Annotated in this window: 3 protein-coding genes; 1 reads left to right on the forward strand and 2 read right to left on the reverse strand. The window is 67.4% G+C overall.

All coding sequences use genetic code 11. The features are described from left to right. A partial coding sequence (locus tag KIT86_RS25085) for a type 1 glutamine amidotransferase (RefSeq protein WP_297403461.1) occupies nt 1-409 on the reverse strand: 409 nt, incomplete at its 3' end. A gap of 135 nt (nt 410-544) precedes the next feature. Between KIT86_RS25085 and KIT86_RS25090 the strand changes: the two genes are divergently transcribed. Then, nucleotides 545-1,054 carry a pyridoxamine 5'-phosphate oxidase family protein gene (locus KIT86_RS25090; RefSeq protein ID WP_297403463.1) on the forward strand — a complete coding sequence of 170 codons (510 nt, stop codon included), beginning with the start codon at nt 545-547 and terminating at the stop codon, nt 1,052-1,054. A 4-nt stretch (nt 1,055-1,058) separates the two neighbouring features. Here the strand turns inward: KIT86_RS25090 and KIT86_RS25095 are convergent. Then, the coding region (locus KIT86_RS25095) for a prolyl oligopeptidase family serine peptidase (protein ID WP_297403464.1) at nt 1,059-1,505 on the reverse strand (447 nt) is incomplete at its 5' end.

Raw genomic sequence — 1,505 nt, forward strand, 5'->3', positions numbered from 1 at the left:
GTTCTTCGCCGAACCAGTCGCGCGCGGTCGCACTGCCGGTGTGCGAGATCGGCCACCAGCCGATCTCGGGTTGCTGCAGCCGCGCCACCTCACCACCGAAGGCCTTCGCCATCAATTGGCCTCCCAGGCAGTGCCCGATCACGGGAATGCCCAGCGCGTCGGCCTCGCGGATCAGCGCCTCGGCCTGGCGCAGCGTCGGGCGCTCGTCGTTTGCGCCCCATGCGCCGCCCAGCACGGCAAGGCCACGGTAGCCCCGCACGGACGCGGGATAGAGGTCGCCCGCCTCGGCACAACGCAGGTGCCAGGGCAGGCCCTGGGCATCGAGCCATTCGCCCAGGAAACCCGGGCCGTCTTCGAACAGGTGCTGGAGGACCAGGACGTCGGCGGTGGAAGCGGTGGTGGCGGGCATCCAGCCATTCTGAAGCAAGTCTTGCCGCAATCTGTGCCACGGGTGATGCGCGCCCCCCGCCCCAACGACAAGAGCGAGTGGGCACGCCGTTTGCCGCCCGGACAGTTCCACCCAACCCTTCAAAAAGGAACAAAAATGAGCGACCAAGATACTGCCCTCGACAACCTGTGGGACATGATCAAGGACATCCGCTTTGCGATGTTCACCACGCGCAGCCATCAGACGGCGCACGCCGGTCACCTGCATGCCCGGCCCATGACCACCCAGAACAACCAACTCGAGGATGGCAGCCTCTGGTTCTTCATGTCGCGCCGGGGGGAGCCCGTCGCCGACCTGATGGCCGAACCCACCGTCAACCTCAGCTATGCCGATCCCGACAAGGACACCTATGTCTCCATATCCGGCACCGCCCGGGTGGTCAACGACCCCGACCGGGCCCGTGCGCTGTGGAACAAAGCCGCCGAAGCCTGGTTTCCAGGGGGGCCGGACGATCCTGATCTGGCGCTGGTGGTCGTCAACGTCACCCACGCGCACTATTGGGACGTCAAGGAAAGCAAGCTGGTGCAGTTGCTGGCCATGACCAAGGCCGTGATCACGGGGGGCGTGCCCAAGCTCGGCGAATCCGTGGAAGTGCAGGTGCGCTGAGCCCCTAGCGCTGCGCCCAGATCACGGGTGCCACGGAAACCTCCCGGTCCATGCCAAGCAGTTCGCGGTCGAACAGCGCACCCAGGCGGTCGTCCGCCGAGCTGCCAAAGTCGCCATGCCCTCCACCATCGATGGTGACCAGGTAGCTCTTTGTGCCGGCCTTGTGCAGGGCGTCGTCCAAGCGCGCCGCCTGGCTGAAGGGCACCACGCGATCCAGCGTTCCGTGCACCGTCAGAACGGGAGGCGTGCCGGTGCTGGCATGCGCCACGGGCGAGGCCTCGCGAGCCAGCGCCAGCTTGTCGCGGGTGGCGCCACCGAGCAGACGACCCTCTGGCGTCTGCGCGCCCCGCGCGATCGCCGACAGGTCGGTCGCCCCGAAGAAGTTGGCCACGGCGCTCACCCGACTGCTGTGCTGGCGGTGCTCGCCCAGCGTGCCTTCCAGACCCGGCAC

The sequence above is a fragment of the Hydrogenophaga sp. genome (assembly GCF_026125825.1).
Lineage (GTDB): Bacteria > Pseudomonadota > Gammaproteobacteria > Burkholderiales > Burkholderiaceae_C > Hydrogenophaga.